This window comes from Photorhabdus sp. S10-54, from assembly GCF_963878145.1.
In the GTDB taxonomy this organism is placed as follows: Bacteria; Pseudomonadota; Gammaproteobacteria; order Enterobacterales; family Enterobacteriaceae; genus Photorhabdus; species Photorhabdus kayaii.
Genome location: NZ_CAWNXG010000165.1, coordinates 1 through 677 on the forward strand (window position 1 = coordinate 1; position 677 = coordinate 677).

The 677-nt window shown below is 48.2% G+C and carries 1 protein-coding gene; it reads right to left on the reverse strand.

All coding sequences use genetic code 11. The features are described from left to right. Positions 1 to 84 precede the first annotated feature (84 nt). Positions 85 to 677, reverse strand: a 593-nt coding sequence (locus AACQ83_RS24325) for an IS630 family transposase (protein ID WP_112886975.1), incomplete at its 5' end; no start/stop codon positions are given.

Below are 677 nucleotides of genomic sequence, written 5' to 3' on the forward strand. Positions count from 1 at the left end.
AGCTCTACATTGACGGTATTCAACAGGTAATAACCATGAATGTCACTTCTCCTCTTGCAGTGAAGATATGAGTTATATACCCGCTTAACTTGAAGATGCAGGATTCAGAACCTGGAAGTTGTCATTAATACGGCACGACAGGTTCCCGGCAAGTTCCGGTAATATTTCCGTAAAAAAACGATGGATTGCCTGCCTGAACAAGGTCGTCGAAGCGAAATAATGGTTATTCCTGACCTGTTCATTCATCACCTTCCACAGCCTTTCTATCGGGTTCAGATTCGGGCTGTATGGCGGTAAGTAATGAAGGTCGATATTCATCACATAAGCCCAGTCTTTCACCAGTCTACTCCGGTGGTAACCGGCTCCGTCAAGGATAATATGAACCTTCTGACTGACCGGATAAGTCTCACGGATGGCAATGAAGAACTCAGCGATGTGATAACTGTCGATACGGTCATACTCACGTACTACCGTTTTGCTGATATCGGCCAGATTCAGGGCCCCCATCAGGTTCAGACGGGTACGGCTTCCCGTGGTTTTCACCGCGGTTTTCTGCCCTTTGCGCATCCAGCCATAAGCGAGTTTGGTCCCCTGAGTGGGATGGACGCCATCAATGAACAGGATGGGTTCATGGTCTCCGGCTTCCTGCTTGAGTTTCCCGTAGGTTTCCATAAAGG